Origin of the sequence: Pseudonocardia zijingensis, assembly GCF_042657305.1 — a bacterium.
In the GTDB taxonomy this organism is placed as follows: domain Bacteria; phylum Actinomycetota; class Actinomycetes; order Mycobacteriales; family Pseudonocardiaceae; genus Pseudonocardia; species Pseudonocardia zijingensis.
On record NZ_JBHSKO010000026.1, the window covers coordinates 119,769 to 137,838 of the forward strand.

At 72.7% G+C, this 18,070-nt stretch carries 18 protein-coding genes; 12 read left to right on the top strand and 6 right to left on the bottom strand.

The window, feature by feature from the left end; all coding sequences use genetic code 11:
• The first annotated feature begins 126 nt into the window (after window positions 1-126).
• Window positions 127-825, top strand: coding sequence for a FadR/GntR family transcriptional regulator (locus ACFPL3_RS34625; RefSeq protein WP_343940976.1), 699 nt, complete (start codon window positions 127-129; stop codon window positions 823-825).
• 23 nt (window positions 826-848) lie between these two features.
• Here the strand turns inward: ACFPL3_RS34625 and ACFPL3_RS34630 are convergent, their stop codons facing one another.
• Window positions 849-1,097: a hypothetical protein gene (locus ACFPL3_RS34630; protein WP_343940975.1), complete on the bottom strand. Its 249-nt coding sequence runs from the start codon at window positions 1,095-1,097 to the stop codon at window positions 849-851.
• Window positions 1,098-1,263: 166 nt separating this feature from the next.
• Here ACFPL3_RS34630 and ACFPL3_RS34635 point away from each other — a divergent pair, with 166 nt between their 5' ends.
• The 5 genes from ACFPL3_RS34635 to yjfF all read left to right on the top strand — a co-directional run bounded on the left by ACFPL3_RS34635 (window position 1,264) and on the right by yjfF (window position 6,998).
• Entirely contained in the window at window positions 1,264-1,689 is a 426-nt protein-coding gene (locus ACFPL3_RS34635) for a hypothetical protein (protein WP_343940974.1), read from the top strand.
• Window positions 1,690-2,430: 741 nt separating this feature from the next.
• Window positions 2,431-3,429, top strand: coding sequence for an ABC transporter substrate-binding protein (locus ACFPL3_RS34640; RefSeq protein WP_379590262.1), 999 nt, complete (start codon window positions 2,431-2,433; stop codon window positions 3,427-3,429).
• Window positions 3,429-4,952 carry a sugar ABC transporter ATP-binding protein gene (locus ACFPL3_RS34645; protein ID WP_343940973.1) on the top strand — a complete coding sequence of 508 codons (1,524 nt, stop codon included), beginning with the start codon at window positions 3,429-3,431 and terminating at the stop codon, window positions 4,950-4,952. The genes ACFPL3_RS34640 and ACFPL3_RS34645 overlap by 1 nt, the downstream gene beginning before the upstream one ends.
• Window positions 4,945-6,000 (top strand): ABC transporter permease, encoded by a 1,056-nt coding sequence (locus ACFPL3_RS34650; protein ID WP_343940972.1) that lies wholly within the window; start codon window positions 4,945-4,947, stop codon window positions 5,998-6,000. Before ACFPL3_RS34645 ends, ACFPL3_RS34650 begins: the two co-directional genes overlap by 8 nt.
• On the top strand, window positions 5,997-6,998 hold the full coding sequence (gene yjfF, locus ACFPL3_RS34655; protein WP_343940971.1) for a galactofuranose ABC transporter, permease protein YjfF: 1,002 nt from the start codon (window positions 5,997-5,999) through the stop codon (window positions 6,996-6,998). The genes ACFPL3_RS34650 and yjfF overlap by 4 nt, the downstream gene beginning before the upstream one ends.
• On the opposite strand, the gene ACFPL3_RS34660 is transcribed toward yjfF, so the two are convergent.
• Together ACFPL3_RS34660 and ACFPL3_RS34665 are read right to left on the bottom strand one after the other, a co-directional pair.
• Window positions 6,895-7,845 (bottom strand): pyridoxamine 5'-phosphate oxidase family protein, encoded by a 951-nt coding sequence (locus ACFPL3_RS34660; protein WP_343940970.1) that lies wholly within the window; start codon window positions 7,843-7,845, stop codon window positions 6,895-6,897. The genes yjfF and ACFPL3_RS34660 overlap by 104 nt on opposite strands.
• Window positions 7,846-7,895: 50 nt before the next feature.
• Entirely contained in the window at window positions 7,896-8,339 is a 444-nt protein-coding gene (locus tag ACFPL3_RS34665) for a VOC family protein (RefSeq protein WP_343940969.1), read from the bottom strand.
• 109 nt (window positions 8,340-8,448) lie between these two features.
• On the opposite strand from ACFPL3_RS34665, the gene ACFPL3_RS34670 reads away from it, so the two are divergent.
• Genes ACFPL3_RS34670 through ACFPL3_RS34680 form a run of 3 tightly spaced genes read left to right on the top strand, consistent with a single transcriptional unit; the run spans window position 8,449 to window position 11,915 of the window.
• Window positions 8,449-9,033, top strand: coding sequence for a CGNR zinc finger domain-containing protein (locus tag ACFPL3_RS34670; RefSeq protein WP_343940968.1), 585 nt, complete (start codon window positions 8,449-8,451; stop codon window positions 9,031-9,033).
• Between the two features lie 29 nt (window positions 9,034-9,062).
• Complete coding sequence (locus tag ACFPL3_RS34675; RefSeq protein WP_343940967.1) at window positions 9,063-10,421, top strand: MFS transporter; 1,359 nt, start codon at window positions 9,063-9,065, stop codon at window positions 10,419-10,421.
• A gap of 24 nt (window positions 10,422-10,445) precedes the next feature.
• Window positions 10,446-11,915, top strand: coding sequence for an amidohydrolase family protein (locus ACFPL3_RS34680; RefSeq protein ID WP_343940966.1), 1,470 nt, complete (start codon window positions 10,446-10,448; stop codon window positions 11,913-11,915).
• A gap of 12 nt (window positions 11,916-11,927) precedes the next feature.
• Here ACFPL3_RS34680 and ACFPL3_RS34685 read toward each other — a convergent pair whose 3' ends face one another.
• On the bottom strand, window positions 11,928-12,923 hold the full coding sequence (locus ACFPL3_RS34685) for an inorganic phosphate transporter (RefSeq protein WP_343940965.1): 996 nt from the start codon (window positions 12,921-12,923) through the stop codon (window positions 11,928-11,930).
• Window positions 12,924-13,559, bottom strand: coding sequence for a DUF47 domain-containing protein (locus tag ACFPL3_RS34690; RefSeq protein ID WP_343940964.1), 636 nt, complete (start codon window positions 13,557-13,559; stop codon window positions 12,924-12,926). It lies immediately after the preceding gene.
• A 92-nt stretch (window positions 13,560-13,651) separates the two neighbouring features.
• Between ACFPL3_RS34690 and ACFPL3_RS34695 the strand changes: the two genes are divergently transcribed.
• Together ACFPL3_RS34695 and ACFPL3_RS34700 are read left to right on the top strand one after the other, a co-directional pair.
• Window positions 13,652-14,401: an alpha/beta fold hydrolase gene (locus ACFPL3_RS34695; RefSeq protein WP_343940963.1), complete on the top strand. Its 750-nt coding sequence runs from the start codon at window positions 13,652-13,654 to the stop codon at window positions 14,399-14,401.
• A gap of 7 nt (window positions 14,402-14,408) precedes the next feature.
• Window positions 14,409-15,200, top strand: a complete 792-nt coding sequence (locus ACFPL3_RS34700) for an SAM-dependent methyltransferase (protein WP_343940962.1) — start codon at window positions 14,409-14,411, stop codon at window positions 15,198-15,200.
• A gap of 205 nt (window positions 15,201-15,405) precedes the next feature.
• Here the strand turns inward: ACFPL3_RS34700 and ACFPL3_RS34705 are convergent, their stop codons facing one another.
• On the bottom strand, window positions 15,406-16,233 hold the full coding sequence (locus ACFPL3_RS34705) for an NAD(P)H-binding protein (RefSeq protein WP_343940961.1): 828 nt from the start codon (window positions 16,231-16,233) through the stop codon (window positions 15,406-15,408).
• A gap of 144 nt (window positions 16,234-16,377) precedes the next feature.
• Here ACFPL3_RS34705 and ACFPL3_RS34710 point away from each other — a divergent pair, with 144 nt between their 5' ends.
• Window positions 16,378-17,853 carry a DHA2 family efflux MFS transporter permease subunit gene (locus tag ACFPL3_RS34710; RefSeq protein WP_343940960.1) on the top strand — a complete coding sequence of 492 codons (1,476 nt, stop codon included), beginning with the start codon at window positions 16,378-16,380 and terminating at the stop codon, window positions 17,851-17,853.
• Window positions 17,854-18,070: the final 217 nt, after the last annotated feature.

Consider the following 18,070-nt stretch of genomic DNA (forward strand, 5'->3'; position numbering starts at 1 on the left):
GACAGCCTGGCAGTGGAGATCTGCGCAAACAAGGGCTGTTACGCACAAGTCATAAGATGACTCTGCGCCTTGATGTCCGAGAGTTCTGATGACTCGCTACAGTGGCCTCGGGGGAGGAGGCAGTCGATGTCCGCAGTGGAGAAGGCGTTCCACGGCCTACGGCACATGATCGCCACCGGCCGGCTCGGCGCGGGCGAGCGGATCCCGCCCGAGGGCGACCTCTGCGCCGAGCTCGGGGTCTCGCGGGGGTCGCTGCGCGAGGCCGTCCGGATGCTCGCGGCCCTCGGCGTGCTCGAACCGCGGCACGGCTCCGGCACCTACGTGTCCCCGCTGCGCCCCGAGGACGTCATCGGCAGCCTGTCGCTCACGTTCGAACTCCTGCCGCTGTCGGGCCTGCTGGAGATGTACGAGGTCCGCCGTGTCCTCGAGGCCCACGTCGCGGCGAAGGCCGCCGCCCGCCGGACACCGGAGACCGTCGAGACGCTGTTCGCCCTCATCGAGGCGATGGAGGCCACCGACGACCCCGCCGAGGCCTCCGAACTCGACCACCGCTTCCACGCCGAGATCGCCAGCAGCGCCGGCAACCCCGCGCTCGCCTCTCTGCTCGCGGTCTTCCGGGCGCGTTCCCGCAAGTACCAGATCTTCACCCTCCCCGAAGGCCCCGAACTGCGGCAGCGCAGCGACCAGGACCACCGCGTGCTCGCCACCGCCATCGCCGAACGCGACCCGGCCGCCGCTGCGGGCGCGGCCGAGGCCCACGTCGCGCAGACCGAACGCTGGCTGCGCGCCCTCGAGCCCCCGGTGGAGGAGACGGCTCCCGGCTGAGCGGCGCCTTCACCCCGGCTGCGTCACTCCAGCTGCGACCGGTGCACCGGGCAGTCCGGCGCGATCAGCACGCCCAGGCCGGCGCGCGGGTCGTTCGGCAGCATCGGGCACAGGCAGCCGCGCGCGGCCGCCGCGGTGCTGCCGGGGCCCTCGGACTCCCAGACGTCGCCGGGCGCGAGATCGTCGGTCGCCGCGGACAGGCCGTCGGGCGCCGCCGACCAGCCGGGGAGCGGTCCGGTCGGCTCATCGTCACCAGTGCCGTTGTGACGCACGCCCTCATTCAACCGGATTACCGTGGGGGCGTCCGTTCGCCACCCTCCGTGACCATGACGCCGTCGCGGTGGCGCTGGACCGGCTCCGCCGCTCGTGTACGCGATCGTCCGCGGATATCGTCGCGGCGCCCGTGGTGGCCCGTCGCGGTGGATCGGTGGTGCAGGCGTGACCGGAATCTGGCAGGCGTGGCGTGACCGCACGCGTGCGTCGCGCTCAGCGCGGGACGAGCGGCTGGAGAAGCGGAAGGCGCTCGAGCAGTACGTCAGGACCCACCGCGATGCGGTGATCGACAAGCTGGGGATGAACGTGGATCGCGGCGAGGCCGTCACGCTCCACCTCTTCGCCGACCGCATCCTGATGATCCGCCCATCGCGACCGGAGGAGCAGCCCGTCGCCGGTGCCCGGGCACGCGTGGAGCAGGGCGAGGGCCGCGAGCTGTACATCACCGTCGAGGGCCCGGATTTCGCGTGGTCGTTCGCCCCGGACATCCCACCGATCCTGATCGAGCAGTCCAGCGCCGCGGCGCGTGCGTTCGCCGCGAACGTGAACCTCGCCGGCCGTCGAGCCGCACAGGGCGCTGCAGGCCCCTGACGGCTGCTGGCCGGAGGCAGTCACGTGCCGTGGCGGCGTGCGTCGCTCGCACACCGGTATTCGTGCCGACACACCGACTGCAACCGGTGTGTGGGCACCACAGGTGGTGTGTGAGCCCTCGGCGGCAGGCGACGGCGCGCTCGCACACCGAGTTCGGTGCTGGCACATCGACTGCAGTCGGTGTGTCGGCGCCACTGGTGGTGTGTGAGCCCTCGAGCCGCGGGCGTCGGTGGGCTCGCACACCGGTATTCGTGCCGACACACCGACTGCAACCGGTGTGTCGGCTCGACTGGTGGTGTGTGAGCCCTCGGCGGCAGGCGATGGCGCGCTCGCACACCGAGTTCGGTGCTGGCACATCGACTGCAGTCGGTGTGTCGGCGCCACTGGTGGTGTGTGAGCCCTCGAGCCGCGGGCGTCGGTGGGCTCGCACATCGACTTCGGTGCCGACACACCGACTGCAACCGGTGTGTCGGCTCGACTGGTGGTGTGCGAGCCCCCGGCGGCAGGCGATGGCGCGCTCGCACATCGAAATCGTGTGGTCACCCAGCGACTGCGACCGGTGTGCGGGGCGTGACGACCAGCGTGTGGGCCCTCGGGTCGCCGCGCCCGGGGCCGCAAAAGTTATCGGCTCTTGACGCGCCCCACACTTGACGCCGGGGCATGTTAGCGCTCACAGTTTCGCCGGGGTGGGACCCACATCACACTGAACGCCTGGGAGGCGCTGTGCGCACGACGACGACGTTGTTCGCGCTCCGGAAGCGGGGCGCTGCGCTCGCGGCGGCAGCCGCTGCCGTGCTGGTGCTGGCCGCGTGCGGCGGCGGGGGCGGGGACGGCGGTGGCTCGGCGTCCGGCGGGGGCGAGGAGCCGATCACGCTCGGCTTCTCGCAGGTCGGCGCGGAGAGCGGGTGGCGCACGGCGAACACGAAGTCGGTGCAGGACGCGGCGGCCGCGGCGGGCATCGAGCTGCAGTTCTCCGACGCGCAGCAGAAGCAGGAGAACCAGATCAAGGCGATCCGCTCGTTCATCCAGCAGCGGGTCGACGTGATCGCGTTCAGCCCGGTCGTGGAGTCCGGGTGGGACACGGTGCTGATGGAGGCGAAGCGCGCCAACATCCCGGTGATCCTCACCGACCGCGCCGTCGACTCGGCCGACACCTCGCTCTACAAGACGTTCCTCGGCTCGGACTTCATCGAGGAGGGTCGCAAGGCAGGCGAGTGGCTGCTCGCGAACGTCGACGCGTCCGCGGGCCCGGTGAACATCGTGGAGCTGCAGGGCACCACCGGTTCGGCCCCGGCGATCGACCGCCAGCAGGGCTTCGCCGACGCGATCGCGCAGAACCCGAACTACCAGGTCATCGCGTCGCAGACCGGTGACTTCACGCGGTCGGGCGGCCGGCAGGTGATGGAGGCGTTCCTGAAGGCGCACCCGGACATCGACGTCCTGTACGCCCACAACGACGACATGGGGCTCGGCGCGATCGAGGCGATCGAGGCGGCGGGCAAGGTGCCCGGAACCGACATCAAGATCATCACGGTCGACGCGGTGAAGGACGGCATGCAGGCGCTGGCCGACGGGAAGATCAACTTCATCGTCGAGTGCAACCCGCTGCTCGGCCCGCAGTTGATGGACCTGGTCAAGAAGGTGGCCGCGGGCGAGGAGGTGCCGGCGCGCGTCGTCACCGAGGAGACGACGTTCGACACCGCCGCCGCCAAGGCCGCGCTGCCCAGCCGCGAGTACTGATGGCGAGCTCGCGTCCGCTGGTGGAGATGCGCGGCATCTCCGTGGCGTTCGGGCCGGTGCAGGCCCTCGACGGGGTCGACCTGCGGCTGTACCCGGGCGAGGTGCACGCGCTGATGGGGGAGAACGGCGCCGGGAAGTCGACGCTGATCAAGGCCCTCACCGGTGTGCACCCGGTGGACGCGGGCGAGATCAGGGTGCAGGGCGAGCCCGTGGCGTTCAGCGGGCCCGCCGCGGCGCAGGCCGCCGGGATCAGCACGGTGTACCAGGAGGTGAACCTCTGCCCGAACCTCTCGGTGGCGGAGAACCTCCTCCTGGGCCGCGAGCCGCGCCGCGCCGGTCGCATCGACTGGCGCGGCGCCCGGCGGCGGGCCGCCGACGTGCTGGCCGGCCTGCACCTCGACCTCGACCCGGCCTCGCCGCTGGGCTCGCACCCGATCGCCCAGCAGCAGCTGGTGGCGATCGCGCGGGCCGTGGAGGTGGACGCCCGGGTGCTCGTGCTCGACGAACCGACGTCCAGCCTCGACGCGAGCGAGGTCGACGAGCTGTTCCGGGTGGTGCGCAGGCTGCGCGACGACGGCGTGGCGATCCTGTTCGTCTCGCACTTCCTCGAGCAGGTCTACGCGATCTCGGACCGGATGACGGTGCTGCGCAACGGACGGCTAGTCGGTGAGCACCGCACGGTGGAGATCTCCCGGATGCAGCTGGTGTCGGCGATGGTCGGACGCGAGCTGGAGGCGCTGGAACGGCTCGACCGCGCTCCTGCGGCCCCCGCGGGTGAGCAGGAGACGCCGGTGCTCGAGGCCGTCGGGCTGGCGCGGCGCGGCGCGCTCGACCCGGTGGACCTCGTGGTGCGGCCCGGGGAGGTGGTCGGGCTGGCCGGGCTGCTCGGCAGCGGGCGCACCGAGCTCGCCCGGCTGCTGTTCGGTGCCGACCGCGCCGACCACGGAGAGATCGTGGTGGACGGCGCGGCGGTGCGGATCCGCAGCCCGCGCGCGGCGATCGACGCGGGCATCGCGTTCAGCCCCGAGGACCGCAAGGCCGAGGGGGTGGTGGGCGACCTGACGGTGCGCGACAACATCGTGCTCGCCATGCAGGCCTCGCGCGGGTGGATGCGCCGCATCCCCGGCCGCAAGCAGGACGAGCTCGCCCGGCGCTGGATCGAGCTGCTCGACATCCGCCCGGCCGACCCGGACGCGCTGCTGCGCAACCTGTCGGGCGGAAACCAGCAGAAGGTGCTGCTGGCGCGGTGGCTGATCACGCAACCTCGCCTGCTCATCCTCGACGAGCCGACGCGCGGCATCGACGTGGGCGCGAAGGCCCAGATCCAGGCGCTGGTGGCCGAGCAGGCCCGCGCGGGCACCGCTGTCGTGTTCATCTCCGCCGAGCTGGACGAGGTGGTGCGCCTGTCCGACCGGGTGCTCGTGCTGCGCGACCGCACGCCCGCCGGGCAGCTGGCCGGCGCGGACGTGGACACCGACCGGGTGATGGAGCTGATCGCCACCGGAGGTGAGACCGGTGCGTGAGCTCCTGCGCAAGCCGATCTGGCCGCTCGTGGCGTTGCTGCTGCTCAACCTGGCCGTGACGCCCAGCTTCTTCGCGGTGCGGGTGCAGGACGGGCGGCTCTACGGGAGCCTGATCGACATTTTGCACAACGGCGCCCCGCTGGCGCTGACCGCGCTCGGGATGACCCTCGTGATCGCCACGCGGGGGATCGACCTGTCCGTCGGGGCCGTGGTGGCGATCGCGGGCGCGGTGACGTGCACGTGGATCGCGGGCAGTCCGGACCCGGCGAGCCCCGGCGCCGCGCTCGCGGGCATCGGCCTCGCGCTCGGGCTCGCGGTGGCGCTCGGGGCCTGGAACGGCTTCCTCGTGGCGGGGCTGGGGATCCAGCCGATCATCGCGACGCTCGTGCTGATGACGGCGGGCCGTGGGCTCGCCCAGCTCGTGACCGACGGTCAGATCGTCACCGTCAACAACCCCACGTTCTCCGGCATCAGCGGCAGCGCGCTGCTCACCGTGCCGGTGACGGTTCTCGTGGCCGCCGCGGTGTACGCGGCTGTCGCGCTCGTCACCCGGCGCACGGCGCTCGGCACGCTGGTGGAGGCGGTCGGCATCAACCCCGAGGCCAGCCGGCTGGCCGGAGTGCGCTCGCGAGGCATCGTGTGGACGGTCTACGTCTTCGCCGCGCTCTGCGCCGCCGTGGCCGGGCTGATGGTCAGCGCGAACGTCCACGCCGCCGACGCCAACAACGCGGGGCTGTGGCTGGAGCTGGACGCGATCCTCGCCGTCGTCATCGGGGGCACCTCCCTGGCGGGCGGGCGCTACTCGATCGCGGGCACGCTCCTGGGCGCACTCACCATCCAGACGCTCACCACCACGATCTACTCGGTCGGCATCCCGCCGGAGGTCTCCCTGGTGTTCAAGGCCGTCGTCGTGATCCTGGTGTTCCTGGCCCAGGCGCCGAAGGTGCGCGCGCTGCTCGCGCGCCGCCGCCGGGCCGCGCCACCGCCCACTCCGCCCGCCTCGCCGGTCGAGGCGGCCGCGGCGGAGACCACGGGGAGCAGCCGGTGACCGCGCTCGCCGAACGGGTCCGCGCCGGGTGGCGCGTGCCCACCCGCTTCCTGCCCGTGGTGGTCACGTTCTCCCTCTTCGTGCTCATGTTCGCCGGGGGAGGGCTGCGCTACGAGTCGTTCGCGTCGGGACAGGTGCTGCTCAACCTGCTGATCGACAACGCGTTCCTGGTGGTGCTCGCGGTCGGCATGACGTTCGTGATCCTCACCGGCGGCATCGACCTGTCGGTCGGGTCGGTCGTGGCGCTGTCCACGATGGTGGTGGCCGCGCTGCTGCGCGCCGGGTGGTCGCCGGTCGTGGTGATCCTCCTGGTGCTCGCGGGCGGTGCGCTCTTCGGCCTGGCGATGGGCGCGGTGATCCACTACCTGGAGATCCAGCCGTTCATCGTGACCCTCGCCGGGATGTTCCTGGCCAGGGGCCTGTGCTACGTGATCGACCTGCAGTCGATCCCGATCGAGGACCCGCTGTTCCGCACGGTGGCGCAGACGGCGGTGCCGCTCGGTGAGGACCTGTTCCTGTCCCCGAGCGCGCTCGTGGCGCTCCTGGTGGTGGCCGTGGCCGGCTACGTCCTGCACATGACCCGGTTCGGCCGCACCGTCTACGCCGTGGGTGGCAACCCGCAGTCGGCGATGCTCATGGGCCTGAGCGTGGCCCGGGCCCGTGTGGGCGTCTACGTGATCAGCGGCGCCTGCTCGGCGCTCGCGGGGCTGCTGTTCACCTTCTACATGCTCTCGGGCTACAGCCTGCACGCCGTGGGCATGGAGCTGGACGCGATCGCCGCCGTCGTCATCGGGGGCACGCTGCTCACCGGCGGCTCCGGGTTCGTGCTCGGCTCGCTGCTGGGCGTGCTGGTGCTCGGCACGATCCAGACGATCCTGTCGTTCGAGGGCACACTCAGCTCGTGGTGGTCCCGGATCGTGATCGGGCTCCTGCTGCTGGTGTTCGTGGTGCTGCAGCGGGTGCTGGCGCGCCGGTCGGCGGGTCGAACGGCGGGTTGAACTTCGAGTACTCCGGTGCCGACCAGCGGATCGGCACCGCGCCGTCGATCTGCACCACCCGCTCCACCGCGAAGTCGACGATCCGCTCCGCGCCCGGCACGCGGGCGGCGCGCGCGGGGTCCCAGTCGACCGAGGCGCGCCCGGACAGCTGCAGGGAGCGGCCCCGCTCCCAGTCGAGGAACAGCAGGCCGGCTCGCGGGTCGAGTTCCAGGTTGCCGAGCGTCATGTACATGGAGTTGCCGGTGTAGTCGGGCCAGCTCAGGTGCCGTTCTCCGGCCACGGCCACGAACCCCGGCGCTCCGCCGCGGTGCGAGGCGTCGGCGCCGAGCCCCGGCGCGTGCGTGGCCACGAAGAACGTGTCGGCCGCCGCGATCCACGCCTGCTGCTCGGGCGCGAGGCCCCCGGACTCCACGACGGCGCCGGGAGCGGCGCCCCCGCGGCCCTCGGCGGCGCGGGCCTGGATGTATTTCGGGCAGTTGGCGTAGACCTGCTCGGTGTGCACGACCAGGAGGTCGTCCACCTGGCGGCCGCGGCCGTTGACCCGCATCCGGCGCCTGGTCGCGGGTTCGATCGCGAGCATCCCGATGTCGTGCTCGTCCGCGAACACGTCCGCGAGGGGGTCGCCGGGCAGCGGGGCCCGCCGCGCCGCGACCGTCCGCTCGTCGACCGCGGTGACGAACCCCGGCGGGCCGGTGAGCGGGCTCGCCCACACCGCGCCGTCCGGCGTGGCGGCGCCGATCACGACCAGCTGCCTGCCGCGCAGGAAGTCGGCCGCGACCGGCGGCACCGCGTCCCCGACTCGGGCCGAGCCCCACGCCCGGTCCGGGAACCCGGCTCGCAGCTGCACCGCTCGTTCTCCCCTGTGCTCCATGGGGGGTGTCCTCTCTCGGCGCCGGATCAGAAGAACCCGCAGGTCGGGGCGTCCGCAGTGGGCGCGGGGGCACTCTCGGCGCCCGTCGGGGTGTAGATCTCGAGCCGGATGCCGTCGGGGTCGGTGAAGAACACGCCGCCGGACGAGGCGCCCTCGCGGTGGGCGACCACGCCGTCGTGGGTGAACTCGACGCCCAGGCCCTTCAGCACGGTCTCCGCCCGGCGCACGGCGTCGATACCCGCCACCTCGAACGACAGGTGGTGCAGCCCGGGGTGGTCGGTGGCGAACGTGCCCGCGCTCTGCTCCCAGAGGGTGAGCACGAGCGTGCCGTCCTGGCCGAGGAACGCGAACCGCCGGTCGCCGTCGGTGCGTTCCCCGACGACGTCGAAGCCGAAGACCGTGCGGTAGAAGGCCGTGGAGCGGGCCAGGTCGGTGACGTTGAGCGCGATGTGGCCGGTGCGGAAGGCCATGAATTCCCCTAATGAATGCTGGAGGAGGTGCCGTTAGGGACATCGCAGCACGGTGTGTCTAATGGAGTCAAGCCAGTGTGACATTAGAAGTGGCGGTAGGCTCGGGCTCGTGCCTGAGGAGATCGGCGACCTGCTGCCCGACGAGCCGCTGCCGGTGCGGCTGATGAACACGGTCTGGGCCGGCCGGCACCGCGTGCACGACGACCTGGCCACCGTCGACGGTCTCCGGCTCTGGTTCGAGCGCACGGGCCTGCCCGGGGCGGAGCAGCTCGAGCCGGCCGACCTGGCGGCGTTGCGGCGGTTGCGCGACGCGGTGCGCCGCATCGCCGCCCACGTCACCGGCGACGACCGGCCCGGTGCGTCCGCGGGCGCCGACGACCTCGACGCCGCGCTGGCGACCGTGAACGCCGAGGCCGCCGCGTGCATGCCCGCCCTCGTGCTCGACGCCGATGGCCGCCCCGTGCTGCGGTGGCACGCCGGCGGGCGGGAGGCCGACCGGGCCCGGGCCGAGCTCGCGCTCGAGGCCGCACGCCTCCTCGGCGGCGCGGAGGCGGACCTGCTGCGGGCCTGCCACGGGCCGGGGTGCGTCCTGTACTTCCGCAAGGACCACCCCCGGCGCGGGTGGTGCTCGGCGGGCTGCGGGAACCGCGCCCGGGTGGCGCGCCACTACGACAGGCACCGACGCCACCGATGAGTTCCGCGGCGGCCGGGGGTCTCAAGTGCATGACCGCCACGAGCAGCCCTCGTTCCCGCCGCACCTTCCAGCATGCGCTCGCCAACACGCTCGTGGCGTCCGTCGTCAACTCCACCGTCTGGTTCGCGGTGACGTTCTGGGTGTACCTGGAGACCCGCTCGGTGTTCGCCACCGGCGTCATCTCCGGCATCTTCCTGGGGCTCACGGCCCTGTCCGGCGTCTGGTTCGGGGGCCTCGTCGACCACCACCGCAAGCGCGACGTCATGATCGGCTCCAGCGTCGCGTCGCTCGGGCTGTACGCGGCGAGCCTCGCGGTGTACCTCGCCGCCGGACCGGAGCCCTTCCGCGACCCCACCGGCCCGGTGCTGTGGGGCTTCGTGCTCCTGCTGATGAGCGGCGTGATCGTCGGCAACATCCGCGGCATCGCGATGTCCACGGTGGTGACGCTGCTCGTGCCCGAGCCCGAGCGTGACCGCGCCAACGGGATGGTCGGCACCGTCACGGGCGTCGCGTTCCTCGTGACCTCCGTGATCAGCGGCCTGCTGATCGGCATGGCGGGCATGCTGGCGGTGCTCCTCGTGGCGCTCACGGCCACCGCGGCCGTGATCGCGCACCTCGCGACCCTGACGATCCCCGAGGTGCGCGCCGTGCCCACCGCGGGCGGGGGCCGCCGCCGCACCGATCTGCGCGGCACCGTCGCCCTCGTGGCCGCCGTGCCCGGCCTGCTCGCCCTGATCGCGTTCTCGACGATCAACAACTTGCTCGGCGGCGTCCTGATGGCCCTCGCCGACCCCTACGGCCTGTCGCTGGTGTCGGTCGAGGTCTGGGGCCTGCTCTTCGGCGTGCTGAGCACCGGATTCATCATCGGCGGGCTCGCCATCAGCAAGCGCGGGCTGGGGCGCAACCCGCTGCGCACGCTGCTGCTGGCGAACCTCGTGCTCTGGGGTGTGTGCAGCGTCTTCGCCCTGCGGTCCTCGATCGTCCTGCTCGCCGTCGGGTTCTTCATCTACATGTGCGTCGTGCCCTACGCCGAGGCGTCCGAGCAGACCGTGCTGCAGAAGGTGGTGCCCTTCGAGCGGCAGGGCCGCGTGTTCGGCTTCGCGCAGAGCGTGGAGCAGGCCGCGTCCCCGCTCACCGCCTTCCTGATCAGCCCTGTGGCCCAGTTCGTGTTCATGCCGTTCATGACCGACGGCGCCGGTGCCGAGTGGCTCGGCCCGTGGTTCGGCACCGGCCCCGAGCGGGGCATGGCGCTGCTGTTCACCATCGCGGGCGTCCTCGGCCTGGTCCTCACGCTCGTGGCGCTCGGCTCGCGCCAGTACCGGCTCCTCTCCCGCCACTACCGCGACGTCCCGGCGGCCGCGCCCACCCCCGAGCTCGCGGCGGCCTGACCCGCCCGGTGCGATCATCGGCCCATGACCGTCCACGACCTCGTCCTCAGCGGTGGCCGGGTGATCGACCCCGAGTCCGGGCTCGACGCCGTGCGCGACGTCGGGATCACCGGTGGCACCGTGCGGGAGATCGGCCAGGACCTCGAGGGCTCGGCCACCGTCGACGTGTCGGGGCTGGTGGTCAGCCCCGGCTTCGTCGACCTCCACAGCCACAGCCAGGACGTCCCCGGAGGGCGGCTGCAGGCCCTCGACGGCGTCACCACCGCCCTCGAGCTGGAGGCGGGCGCCTTCCCGGTGGAACACGCCTACCGCCGGGCCGCCGCGGCCGGCCGGCCCGTCAACTACGGGTTCTCGACGTCGTGGGCCGGGGCGCGGATGCGGGTGCTCGCGGGCGCGCCCCCGGTGGCCGACCTCGACGAGCTGCTCGTCCACGTGGCCGACCCGCGGTGGCAGGCCGCGGCGTCACCCGCGGACGTCGAGCGCGTCCTCGGGCTGCTGGAGGCCGACCTCGCCGCGGGGGCGCTGGGCATCGGCGTGCTCGTCGGGTACGCCCCGGGCACCGACCCCTCCGAGTACCTCGCCGTGGCCGCGCTGGCCGCCCGGCACGGCGTGCCCACCTACACCCACGCCCGCGACCTGGTGGAGATGACCCCGGACGTCCCGGTCGACGGCGCCGAGGAGATCGTGCGGGCGGCCGGCGAGACCGGGGCCCACATGCACTACTGCCACCTCAACTCGACGTCGGGTCAGCACGTCGACCGCGTGCTCGCCCTGGTGGAGCGGGTGCGGGCCGAGGGCGCGACGGTCACCACGGAGGCCTACCCCTACGGCGCCGGGATGACGGGCATCGGGGCCGCGTTCCTCGCGCCGGAGAACCTGCACCGGCGCGGGCTGACCCCGGCCTCCATCGGCCACCTCGCCCTGGGCAGGCGCATCGCCGACGCCGACGAGCTGCGGCGGGTGCGCTCGGAGGACCCGGGCGCGCTCGCGTTCGTGCACCAGACCGACGAGGCCGACCCGCGCGCCTTCGGGGCCGTGCACCGCGCGCTCGCCTTCCCGGACGCCGCGGTGGCGAGCGACGCGATCGCGCCCCAGTGGCCCGCGGGGGACCACGACCCGCTGCGGTGGCCGCTGCCGCCGCAGGTGGCCACCCACCCACGCACCGCGGGCACGTTCGGTCGCACCCTGCGGCTGCTGGTGCGGGAGCTGGGGCTGCTCAGCCTCCCCGAGGCGGTGCGCCGCTGCACGCTCGTGCCCGCCCGCGTGGTGCAGGACGCGGCCCCGGCGATGCGCCGCAAGGGCAGGCTGCAGCCCGGCGGCGACGCCGACGTCACCGTCTTCGACCCCGCCACGGTGAGCGACCGGTCGACCTACGCCGACACCACCCGCCCGTCCACGGGGATCCGGCACGTCCTGGTCGGGGGCACGTTCGTGGTGCGCGACGGCGAGCTCGACCCGGGCGCGCTGCCAGGCCGGGCCGTCCGGGGTGGCTGAGCGAGGGTTCCGTCAGCCCAGCACGGCGTGCAGCACCCAGAAGGCGATCGCGGCGGCGAGTGCGGCCATCGGGATCGTGAGCACCCAGGCCACCACGATGTTGCCCGCCACGCCCCACCGCACGGCCGAGAGCCGCTTGGTGGCGCCGACCCCGAGGATCGACGACGTGATCGTCTGGGTGGTGGAGATCGGCGCGGCGAAGGCGAACGCGGTGGTGTAGAGCACCGCCGACGCCGTGACCTCCGCGGCGAACCCGCGCGGCGGGTCGAGGTCGATGATCCGCCGCCCCAGCGTGCGCATGATGCGCCAGCCGCCCGCGTACGTGCCCGCCGAGAGCGCGCCCGCCGCGAGCAGGATCACCCACCAGGGCACCTCGAACCCCTCGTGGTAGCCGCCGACGACCAGCGCAAGGACGATCACACCCATGGTCTTCTGGGCGTCCTGCAGGCCGTGCCCGAGGGCCATCGCGGCCGCCGAGATCGTCTGAGCGTGACGGAAGCCGCGGCTCAGCGGCTGCGGGTGCGCCCGCCGGAAGATCCACAACAGGGCCGTCATCAGGAGCCCGGCGAGCGCGAAGCCGACCACCGGCGAGAGCACCATCGGGATGACGACCTTGTCGAGCACGCCCTCCCAGTGCACCGTGCCCGCCGCCGCCAGCGCCGAGCCGACGAGCCCGCCGATCAGCGCGTGCGACGACGAGGACGGCATGCCGAACCACCAGGTGATCAGGTTCCAGATGATCGCCCCGACGAGCGCCGCGAGCACCACGACCAGGCCAGCGATCCCCTGCGGCGGGTCGATGATGCCGCTGCCCACGGTGGAGGCCACCTCGGTGCCGAGGAAGGCCCCGACCAGGTTCATCACCGCGGCCATCAGCAGCGCGGCGCGCGGGGTGAGGGCCCGGGTGGCCACCGATGTGGCGATGGCGTTGGCGGCGTCGTGGAAACCGTTGGTGTAGTCGAAGACGAGTGCCACCACGATCACCACCACGATGATGGCGAGTACCACTCAGGACTCCTTGACCGCGATGCTCTCGACGGTGTTCGCCACCGTCTCGAACGCGTCCGCGGCCTCCTCGAGGGAGTCGATGACCTCTTTGAGCTTGAGGATCGTCAGCACGCCCGTGGCGTCCACGTCGTGCGGCGGGCAGAACAGCTCTTCCAGCAGATTGCGGTAGGCGGTGTCACCCTCGTCCTCGAGCGAGTTGACGTGCACCCAGTACTCCTGGAGCTTGCCCATCGTGGCCAGCCGCGGCATCGCGTCCGCGGTGGCCGCGGCCGCGCGCTGCAGCACGTCGGTCTGGACCTTCATGCCGGCGGGCAGCTCCTCGAGCCGGTAGAGCACGATCCGGTCGGCGGCCTCCTCCATCGCGTCGATCACGTCGTCGAGCGACGAGGTGAGCCGGTAGATGTCCTCGCGGTCGAACGGGGTCACGAACGTCTTGTTCAGCTTGATCATGATCTCGTGGGTGACGTCGTCCCCCGCGCTCTCGGCATCCTTCACCCGCTTCGCGAGCTCGGCACGTTCGGCGGGGGGTGCCGCCACCAGCGCCGCGAGGTCGTCCGCCGCCCGGGCGATGTTCTCGGCCGCCCGGGTGAAGAGCGGGTAGAAGCCGCGCTCGTGCGGCGTCAACCTGAATGCCATTGCCAGGTTGTACTCCACCCCCCTCGGGTGCGCTTGAACCGAGGGGGGTCCGACCTGTTCGGGGGGCGCCCCGTGGGATGAGGATGGCGGGTATGACGGTGGTCTTCGTACACGGCGTCCCCGAGACCGGCGCGATCTGGCGGGGGGTGCGCGACCGGCTCGACGGCGACACGATCGCGGTGGACCTGCCCGGCTTCGGCACGCCGCGGCCCGCGGGATTCGGCGCGACGAAGGACGACTACGCGGGGTGGCTCGCGGGCGAGCTGCGCAGGTTCGGCCGTCCGGTCGACCTGGTGGGGCACGACTGGGGCGCCGGGTTCGTGCTGCGGGTGGCCACCGCAGCCGACGTCCCGGTGCGCAGCTGGGCCGTGGACGTCGGCGCGGTGTTCCACCCCGACTACGTCTGGCACGAGCTCGCGCAGGTGTGGCAGACCGCGGGCGCGGGGGAGGAGCGCAACGCGGCCAACCTGGCCGTGACCCCGGAGATGCGGGCGAAGGGCCTGCAGGCGGCGGGGGTGCCGGAGGAGGCCGCCGGAGCGCTCGCCGCGGCCCAGGACGCCACGATGGCGGCCTGCATCCTCGATCTCTACCGCTCCGCCGTGCCCAACCCGCACGCCGACTGGGGCCGTGAGCTCGACCGCGCCGCCCCGGCGCCGGGGCTCGTGCTCCAGCCCACCGCCGACCCCTACGACGACGCCGCCCGATCCGGAGAGGTCGCCACCCGGCTCGGCGCCCGCACGCACCGGCTGGACGGGCTGGGCCACTGGTGGATGCTGCAGGACCCGGCCGCGGCCGCGGCGGCGCTGCGCTCGTTCTGGTCCTCCGTCGACGGCCTGCCATGATGGCGCCATGGAGCCGGCGCAGATCGACACGTCCGTCCCGCAGTCCGCGCGCATCTGGAACTACTGGCTCGGCGGGAAGGACAACTACGCCGCCGACCGGGCCGCGGGCGACGAGGTGCTGGCCAAGATCCCGGACATCGCCGACGGGGCCCGCGCCGAGCGCGCCTTCCTCATGCGCGTGGTGCGCTACCTCGTGCGCGAGGCGGGCATCCGGCAGTTCCTCGACGTCGGCACCGGGCTGCCCACGCTGAACAACACCCACGAGGTGGCCCAGGAGGCCGACCCCACCTGCCGGATCGTCTACGTCGACAACGATCCGCTCGTCATGGCGCACGCCCGCGCCCTGCTCGTCGGGTCCCCCGAGGGCGTCACCGACTACGTGCAGGCCGACCTGCGCGAACCGGACGCGATCCTCGCCGCCGCCGAGCGCACCCTCGACTTCAGCCGGCCCGTCGGGCTGATGCTGCTCGGCGTCGTGAACCACCTGATGGACGACGACGAGGCGTACTCCTGCGTCGGCCGGCTGGTGGCGGCGCTGCCCGCGGGCAGCCACCTGGTGTTCACCCACTCCACGGCGGAGGTCCACGGCGAGCCCATGCTCGAGGTGATGCGCGAGACCACCGCGCGCGGCGGCACCCCGATCCGCGCCCGCACCCGCGCGGAGATCGAGCGCTTCTTCGACGGGATGGAACTGCTCGAACCCGGCGTGGTGTCCTGCTCCCAGTGGCGCGCGGAGGTCTCGAGCGACGGCCGGCCGGCTCCGGTGTACCTCTTCGGCGGCGTCGGCCGGATCGGCTGACGGCGCCCGCCCGGAAGCGCCCAGCGCAGCGCCCGAAGGCCATGATCACTGGTCTGGCGCGTTCCCGACACCTCACGTCGGGAAACGCGCCAATCCGCCGATCAGGCGCCGCATCTCCGTGCCGAGGGCCGCAGAGGCCCTGGATGTGGCTTTCCTGGACTACCGGACCGCCCTCAGGGCCGGCACCAGCACGGCCGGGCCGAGTTCAGCCCCGGAACGCGTCGGCGTGGGCGCGGGCCCAGTCGGGGAAGGTCCGCGGGGCCCTGCCCGTGATCTCCTGCACGGTCGGCAGCACTGTGGACTCGTCGAGCGAGCCGTCGACGTAGAAGTCGAAGAACGCCCGCACGTAGGGCTCGGGCATGCGGGCCGTCATGTCGGCCCAGGCCTCCTCGTCGGACTGCGCCTCGAACCGCAGGTCGCGCCCCAGCACCTCGCCGAGCACGCGGACGCGGTCGGCCGGCAGGAGCGCCTCCGGCCCGGACAGCGCGTGGATCCGGCCGGCGTGCCCGTGCTCCACGAGCGCCGCCGCGGCGACGGCGGCGATGTCGGCGGGGTCGATCACGGCCACCCGGACGCCGCCGAACGGGGCCCGCACCACGTCCCCGGCCTGCAGCTGGGGTGCCCACTCGAGCGCGTTGGTCATGAAGCCGCAGGGGCGCAGGAGGGTCCACGGGATCCCGGCGGACCGCACCGCCTCCTCCGTGCGGATCATGTAGGCCGAGATCGCGTTGCCCGTGTCGCCGCTGCCTGCGGAGCCTCCCGAGAGCTGGACCACCCGCGACACCCCGGCCGCGCGGGCCGCGGCGAGCACTCCGGGCATGTCCCGGTAGCCGGGGAGCAGGAAGAGCCCTGACACGCCCTCGAGCGCGGGTTGGAGGGTGTCGGGGTGGTCGAGGTCGCCGACCACGCGCGCGGCCCCCTCGATCGGGCCGCCCGGGCTGCGCGCCAGCGCCCGCACCGGCACGTCCCGCTCGACGAGGGCGCGCGCGAGCTCGCGCCCGACGTTGCCTGTGGCGCCGCTCACCAGGATCACGGACGCGAGCCTACGGCGAGTGACGCGCGACTCCTCCGGGGCAGGGATTAATCCTGCGCGTTTCGTCGGTCCTACTCCATAGATTGCACCTCCGGCGCCGGGCCCACCGGCCGCGCCGGCCGAAGACTCTCTGTGGGGGACCCAGTGGAACAGCAGTCCGACGTGCTCGACCCCGCGTCGAGCACACCAGATCCCGCGGGCCTGTTGAGCGCCCGCGACCGCACGGTGATCGGGGTGCTGCTCGTCTCCACGTTCGTCGTCATCCTCAACGAGACGATCATGAGCGTGGCGCTGCCCACCCTCATGACGGAGCTCGCGGTGTCGGCGAGCGTGGGCCAGTGGCTCACCACGGGGTTCCTGCTCACGATGTCGGTGGTCATCCCGGTCACCGGGTTCCTCATCCGGCGGGTGCGCACGCGCGCGCTCTTCGGCATCGCGATGGCTCTGTTCAGCGCGGGCACGTTCCTCGCAGCGGTCGCCCCGGGCTTCGGCGTGCTGCTCGCGGCCAGGGTCGTCCAGGCGGGCGGCACCGCGATCATGCTCCCGCTGCTGATGACCACCGTGATGACGCTGGTGGCGCCGGCCCGCCGCGGCGCGGTGATGGGCAACATCTCGATCGTCATCTCGGTCGCGCCCGCGATCGGCCCCGCCGTGTCGGGCATCGTGCTCACGCAGTTCGGGTGGCGCTACATGTTCTGGCTGGTCCTCCCGATCGCGCTCGCCGCCCTGCTGCTCGGGATGCGTCTGATCACCGACGTGGGCGATTCCACGTCCGCCCCGATCGACGTGCCGTCGGTGGTGCTGTCGGTGCTCGGCTTCGGCGGGCTCGTGTACGGGCTGAGCAGCGTCGGCCACTCGGCCGAGAGCGCCTCGCAGGCCACGCTCTGGGCGGCGTTCGGCATCGGCGTCGCCGGGCTCGTGGCGTTCGTCGCGCGGCAGGTCGTGCTGCAGCGCGACGACCGCGCGCTGCTCGACCTGCGCACGTTCCGCTCGCCCACGTTCTCCGTGGCGAGCGCGATGATGATGCTGATGATGGCCGTGCTGCTGGGCACCGTCGTGCTGCTGCCGATCTACCTGCAGGGTGTGCTCGCGCTCGACACGTTCACGATCGGCCTGCTGCTCCTGCCGGGCGGCCTGCTGATGGGGCTGCTCGGGCCGGTCGTCGGGCGCCTGTACGACCGGTTCGGCGCGCGGGCGCTGCTGGTGCCCGGCACCGTGGCCACGAGCGCGGCCCTGTGGTCCACCACGCTGTTCACCGCGGGGAGCACCATGCTGCAGGTCCTGGGCTTCCACCTGCTGCTGTCGGTGGGGCTGGCGTTCGTGTTCACCCCGCTGTTCACCTCGGGGCTGGGCGCCGTGGAGCCGCGGCTGTACTCCTACGGCAGTGCGATCTTCGGCACCACCCAGCAGTTGGCGGGCGCCGCGGGCGTCGCGCTCCTGGTGAGCATGATGTCGGTCCGCTCGAGCGCGCTGGCGGAGCAGGGGGCGTCGCTGGTGGAGCAGACGGCGGGCGGCATCCACAGCGCGTTCCTGGTGGCGGCGTCGTTGTCGCTGGCCGCGATCGCCGGCGCGTTCTTCGTCCGCGGCACGGCGTCCGGGGAAGTGCCCGCCGCGCACTGATCCAGCTGCTTTCGCACGAACGGCACATTCGTCCGTTAAGGTCGTACGAATGTGCCGTTCGTGCGTTTTTGCGAATGGGTGGGGTGCGCGCGAACGGTTCGGGCAGCGGCAGTACTGTTGCGCCGCCTCGCGTGATCCCGGCGGACCCGCGGGCCATTCATGATCCCGTTGTGTCCTCTGGGGGTTGACGCATCCGTGGTTGACGCGATCTACGACT